General features: G+C 35.2%; 6 protein-coding genes and 1 pseudogene. 3 read left to right on the top strand and 4 right to left on the bottom strand.

Features of this window, described 5'->3' with window-relative positions:
• Nucleotides 1-272: 272 nt before the first annotated feature.
• The 3 genes and pseudogenes from IHO13_RS05860 to IHO13_RS01670 all read left to right on the top strand — a co-directional run bounded on the left by IHO13_RS05860 (nucleotide 273) and on the right by IHO13_RS01670 (nucleotide 1,905).
• Nucleotides 273-698: pseudogene (locus IHO13_RS05860) on the top strand (DUF3168 domain-containing protein).
• Nucleotides 691-840 (top strand): hypothetical protein, encoded by a 150-nt coding sequence (locus IHO13_RS01665; RefSeq protein WP_225537981.1) that lies wholly within the window; start codon nucleotides 691-693, stop codon nucleotides 838-840. Before IHO13_RS05860 ends, IHO13_RS01665 begins: the two are co-directional and overlap by 8 nt.
• Before the next feature lie 288 nt (nucleotides 841-1,128).
• Nucleotides 1,129-1,905 carry a hypothetical protein gene (locus tag IHO13_RS01670; protein WP_225537982.1) on the top strand — a complete coding sequence of 259 codons (777 nt, stop codon included), beginning with the start codon at nucleotides 1,129-1,131 and terminating at the stop codon, nucleotides 1,903-1,905.
• Between the two features lie 18 nt (nucleotides 1,906-1,923).
• Here the strand turns inward: IHO13_RS01670 and IHO13_RS01675 are convergent, their stop codons facing one another.
• From IHO13_RS01675 to pyrF, 4 genes are all read right to left on the bottom strand, one after another.
• Nucleotides 1,924-3,282: a DNA recombination protein RmuC gene (locus IHO13_RS01675; protein WP_225537983.1), complete on the bottom strand. Its 1,359-nt coding sequence runs from the start codon at nucleotides 3,280-3,282 to the stop codon at nucleotides 1,924-1,926.
• A 486-nt stretch (nucleotides 3,283-3,768) separates the two neighbouring features.
• Nucleotides 3,769-4,020, bottom strand: coding sequence for a hypothetical protein (locus IHO13_RS01680; protein WP_225537984.1), 252 nt, complete (start codon nucleotides 4,018-4,020; stop codon nucleotides 3,769-3,771).
• 356 nt (nucleotides 4,021-4,376) lie between these two features.
• Complete coding sequence (locus IHO13_RS01685) at nucleotides 4,377-4,802, bottom strand: phage major capsid protein (protein ID WP_225537985.1); 426 nt, start codon at nucleotides 4,800-4,802, stop codon at nucleotides 4,377-4,379.
• A gap of 425 nt (nucleotides 4,803-5,227) precedes the next feature.
• A complete protein-coding gene (pyrF, locus tag IHO13_RS01690; protein WP_225537986.1) occupies nucleotides 5,228-5,908 on the bottom strand; it encodes an orotidine-5'-phosphate decarboxylase in 681 nt (226 codons plus the stop codon).
• Nucleotides 5,909-6,216: the final 308 nt, after the last annotated feature.

Below are 6,216 nucleotides of genomic sequence, written 5' to 3' on the forward strand. Positions count from 1 at the left end.
ATATCTAAAAATCAAGAGAATAGGACGCCTAGATGTTATTTTAGCGATGTAGGAGGCTACATTGAATTTTTTGGTCATTTGAATGCAATAAGAGTTGATGTTGTGTATGAAACTGGCTATGACAACGTTCCTGAGCAGATAAATAGGTGTTATGCAGCATGTTTCTACTCTTTATAAAAATCGCAAATCAGAAGTGAAGGGCTACTTATCCGAAGTGAAGGGAGTATATTCCCAATTTCGCGAACTACGAGTTGTATTGTAGCTTTTTTGCTATCCCACCCCTCTGTGTTGACTGTACTTTTAAGAAGGCTAATTATGGAAAAATTCAAGTTATAAATGAGTTATACAACAGTATTTATACAATACTAAAGGCAAACTCTGATTTTAAGAAATACATTACCGACATTTATGATTACCTACCTAAGCAGGTTACTATTCCTACCTAAAAATTGAGCATAGTAGGTTATAGCAACCTTCATATGCCGTCCAATTTTGCTACAAAGGCAAGATTTGCATGTGATATATATACTTATCATATAGACAGTATGTTTTCCATTATGAAGTATATTAACCTTATACTTGAAAGTTTTGATAACAGGACTATTTTGGAAAATAATTGTGCTGTGGATCAGCACGATGAAATTTTACATTCAACAATTAATTTTGACATTTTTATCAGAAGAGGTGATAATGAGTAAGTTACAGCTAAAAATTAAAGATCATGACAATAATTTTGTTGTGTTGAATAATATACGAAACTTAGGGTTTACTTTGCCTAATAATAGGGAAGAGATAAGAGATATTTCTTCTTTCGCTGGGAAAAGTGCTTGGTTATGCTGAGAATGGACACATTACAATAAAAATGATGGAATTTTAGATTCTGTATTAGCAGATGAATTATTACGAATTCTGCTGTGATAAACTCTGATAATGATTATGAAATTAGTTTTAATGTGAAGGAAAAGGTAAGGCTTAGATGCTCGGTTGAGTTGTATGAGAGGTATTACCCTACTGCTTTTGACAGCTTCACTGTGATCCTAGCCAGTGCTGAAGTTGTAACTACCTTTCACTGATGTTAATTTAATCTTTTTGTATACAATAGTAACTGGTGAGGATTTTAACTAAGTTATGGATGATAATTATTTTTTTAAGGAGAGGAGTGAAGAAAATAACGATGATAAAAGAGAGAGGAATTTAAAAAATGAAAATCAGCTAAACCAAAAAAAGCATCTCAAAGAGAAAGATACAACGCAGTACGTTCAAGACTATTTAAAAGCTTTTGAGGGTATTTTAGCTCAGATTGACGAAGAAATCGATAATTTAGATAGTTACGAAAGAACTATGCAAGTAAAACGAAGTATAGATAGGCTCATAGAAACTTTGTATAGTCAAGCAGCATCTGAAGACATTGACGTGGAATTTGGAGCCACAAAGCATACTCGCGATAAATCAGAATCCAAGAAAAGAGTTATGGAGAAGAGAAGAAAACAAATAATGGAAGAAGTACTAAGTGGTATGTTTACCCAGCAACAAAAGGAGCTAATGAACGTTAAACATTTAAGCTATGGACATGAAACAGCACATGACGAGGGTGTTATCAGAGCAAAGGTACGAATGAAGTCTTCAATCAAGGGAGTGTTGTTTTCAGTCATTGCTCATAGAATGGATCCAAGAAGGAGAGCAGGAGAAACTGCTGACGACAACGAAAAGCAAGCTTGTATATATGGCAGGAAAACAGTTGGTGGAGCTTTAGGTGTACTGCTAAAAGCGTTTTTAACTGCGGTTATTGCAGCTGTACGTGAAGTTACCAAGCCACTTCAGCATATGAGCAAACAAGAAACATCTTTTGCAAAGCAAGTTGAGGAAAGCAGAAGTACAGATCCACAGAAAGGCCGATCTATGTAGATTTCTATGTGTAAGAGCCTAATTCACTTTCAGTTCCTCGGCATGTAAGCTACGTGGTAAAGACTCCAGCTCCTTTGCAGTGCTTAGTTCTTTATTTTTTGCATGTATACCAAGTTTGTTGAATTCTCGGGCAGCAGGAAACACCCTTGCTTCAAGCGAACCTGCAGTTTTATTGTAATGATCAACAGCACTTTTTAAACTCCTGCGCAGGTTATCAAAATTTTCGCCCATTGTGCAGATGCGCTCATATAAAATATGACCTAGCTCACTGATTCTTTTTGCGCTTTCGGCTATCATTTCCTGTTTCCATCCATATGCTATTGCCCTAAGCAGCGCAATCAAAGTGATCGGTGTTGCAATAATCACTTTTTTTTCCACCCCAATCTCTATCAAAGCTGGCTCATATTCCAATGCTGCACTAAAAACCCCCTCCCCTGTGAGGAAAAGCACCACAAACTCTGGCGTATTTTCAAATTGATTCCAATATTCTTTTTTGCCTAGATCATTTATATGTTTTTTTATTGCCAGAGAATGATTCTTTAATTTCTCCTTTTGTATCTGTAAATCGTTTTGTGACATAGCATCAAGATAAGAATCAAGCGGTACTTTAGCATCTATTATTACTTGTTTTCCAGATGGCATTTTGATTATCAAATCAGGGCGTAATAAATTATCCTCGTTTTTATCAACTACTGATGGCTGAGTAAAAAAATCGCAATATTCGATCATCCCTGACATTTCCACTACTCTTTTTAGCTGCATTTCGCCCCACTTTCCTCTAATGTGAGGCTTTCTCAAAGCATTAGCAAGACTAGAAGTCTGGTTCATTAACGCACCAATTTGCTCTTTTAAACCTTCATAGGCCCCTACCCTTTCCTTCTCCAGCTTGCGTATCTCGCTATCAAACCTTTCTAATCTTTCTTTTATTGGAATTACAACTTCGTTGATCGTTGCTTGTCTTTCTTTGAAATCGTTTTCTGTTTCTTTTAATTTCCCATCAATTACTTCCTTTGCCAAATTCAGAAAATTATTATTGTTTGCTTGCAGAGCATCAAGAGACAATGCTTTAAAAGCATTTGTGAGTCTCTCCTCAGCTTTTGTAAGTAGGTCTATTTCTTTTTTCTTTTCCTCGCGTTCTTTCTGCAGAGTTACTTCGAGCTCTGCATTGCTCACTTTTAAACACACTATTTCTTTGCCTTTATTAGTTAAAGCCTGCTTTGTTTCCTGAAGCTCACGTTCTAACTTACATAAATTACCTTCAAGATTTACTGATTTTGTTTTCTCCTCGCTTAGTTTTCTATTCTTTTTTGTAATGATATAGAGAAAGAGTAATAAGGAGAGAAAATTTAGTTCGAGAAACATAGAATTGAAAAGCATCAGAATACAAAAAAATCGTACTCATAATGCTATCTAATTTTTATTTATATAGGAAAGAAAAAAGGAGTAAATTTTTAAATGCTTCTTTTCAAAGATTCAGCTGTAGTGGATTAATATTATATACCACAACTATTGGCAGCGTGTGGTTGCGCTTCTAGATTATTATTTTTTAAACCTGGTATGTTCCACCTTCAACAGTTTTAAGAACTGTGATTGGATCTTTAGATATCTGAGTTATACTAACAACTGCGTGATTATTACTCAAACCTAACATGTTTTTCATTCCTTCCAACTCATTAGACAAATCTTTACCATTCCGGGATGCTATTGATTCTATGCCTAAGAATGTACCATTATCTCTACTGTTATTGTCTTTAATAAGTTCATTACAAGTAATTTTGAATATCCCTTTCTCACATTTGATATATGCACGGTATTTTAATTCGTCAATCTTAGTAGGATTAAGGCTAACATTGTCAGCAACGCCTAGATCACACCAAAATTTTTATCTGTATAATTTATTTCTGCAAGTAGTTCCGGTACTCCTTTTTGGTTTTCACAAATGCTACCAATAACAGGCTCAGATTTTGCAGAGTCTGGTTCATTTGCTGATATACCGGGCTCCTCAGGCGTTTCATTTTTTGATGAATCAATATTGCTTACCTGACTTAACTTTATTGCCAGACCACCAGTTTTTAACACTATTCCAACCTGATAAAATTTTTCTTTGCAATCCACGAAATTCCTGTGTGATCAGCAATCCACTTAAAAAACTTTTTTATGTTTTATCACATATTTTACTCCTAAAATTAATAATAAATTAACTTGATTATTACATAGAAAGCATGACATGTCAACTATCTTAGAGAATATTTTAGTATTTGTTTGAGCTTGTAACCTTCAGCAATTTCATGGCATTGGTGTTCACAACCTCTTTGCCGATACGCTTAGTGATAAAAAACCTAACTATAAGGTTTTATTCGTATAATGGTCTTTCTACGATCTTATAAGCCTTTTTTAAATCTGCTATTGCGGTTACTGCAGCTTGCTTGGCTTAGGTGGCATATCAGCAGATTGATGCACTGCTATCCACGTTAAAGTATCTGGAGCTTCAAGCGGCAACTTGGCTGCCAAAAGTATTGACCCGTTTGAGATTTCAGTAGCCTAACATCCTTCAATGTGCTTCTATTTATCAAAAACGATGCATTTTTAGAGTAATATTCATTTAGAGAATAGTACAATATCATTATTGAATCGCTATCCAATTTGTCAGTTTTAACTTGCTCTGTTTTGTTATAACTGTTCCCATTGTCATAAGCTAAGATTCCCTTAGGTTGCAAAGTGCCCTCACCTTTAATGAAGGCTTTGTTTTCTTTCTTACTAAAAGTCTCAACAGTCTTTTCCACCAGCCAACTTTCAACATCAACGAACGCGCCATCAAGCAGCTTTTGTGATATCTGTGGCTGAGCATATAACTTGTAAGTTGTAATGGAAGCCTTTTGAATTTTAGGTGTATCCATATCTTTTGCAAAATCATACTTGAATTTACTACCACCATCCTAATCGTCCGCTATTTCACCACTCTAACCTGCACTAGCACGGTCATGGTCTTCTATAATGTAGTCTAATTTCTCAGTAGAGATTTTTTGACCTGAACATATTTGCCGCATTGGGGACGATTCTATTACACGCTTGTTTATACGTTTTACAATATGTGGAGTAATTAGATATCTTTCTATTATAGAACGTACCCAATGAAGTAGAAAAAACTTAATTTTTGAGGATATAAGCTAAAAAACTATGTGGTGCCACTCACGTAACACCACATACTTATTAAATACTTAACACTTAACTAAGTTAAGTGAGGAAAAATATGAAAGATATAAACACTATACAATGTTTTGTTTTTTCATGTCAAGCACTTTTTTAAATTTTTTTTGCAACCTCAATTAATGAGTGATTTCCATATTAATTCCGCACTATTTGCAGGACTGTCACTTTTTGTGATGGGTCTACCAATTACAATATGATCAGCTCCTGAACTTATTGCTTCTTTTGGTGTTTCTGTCCTTTTTTGGTCATCGCGACTAGAATCTATACGAATTCCCGGAGTAATAATTGTAAAGTTTTTACCGCACTCTTTGCGCACTTCCTGAGCTTCCAGTGCAGAGCAGACTATCCCATGCAGCCCAATCTTTTTTGCGAGCTTTGCAAGCAAAATTACCTGTGATTTCACCTCTTTTATCACTCCAAGCTCATTTAAATCCTCATTGCCCATACTAGTTAGCACGGTTACTCCAATCAATTTCATTTTCGTGTCTTTCACTACACTTAGAGCCTCCTTTAGCATTCTTGTTCCACCGTTTATATGTAACGTTAATATTTCAACACCCAAAGCCTTGATTGCTTCAACTGTTTTAACTACAGTGTTTGGAATATCATGCAATTTTAGGTCTAAAAAAATTGGTATATTACATTTTGCAACTTCTCTCACTCCAGAAGGACCATGAACAGCAAAAAATTCTAACCCAAGTTTCACTATACCAACCTTACCACGTAGAGCATTAGCTAAAGATATGGCCTCACTTAAATCTTGTGTGTCCAGTGCGCATATTATTGGGTTCATCGTATACTTCCTTGCATAATTTCCTTACAACTCTCTCAGGTTATCACCTTTTTAAAAAAGATAGATTATTTACTGCACTCTCTAGCTCTAATGTTAGACTAAAACTTCTAGCCCGCATAGCATTTTTTGGCTTTTGCGATGCTGAATTCTGTTGATTTATCTGTTTTTGTTTTGTTCTTTCAAGAGAATGGAGTGTATCATTCAGCCTTTTTATCTTTGTGCCTTTTATGCACTCAGGCTCTTGCAGCTGCTTTACATATACTTCTCTTTGCCTCTTGCATTCATTCTGACACTCTTGCACAAGTTAT

It is taken from the genome of Wolbachia endosymbiont of Mansonella perstans, assembly GCF_020278605.1.
Classification (GTDB): domain Bacteria; phylum Pseudomonadota; class Alphaproteobacteria; order Rickettsiales; family Anaplasmataceae; genus Wolbachia.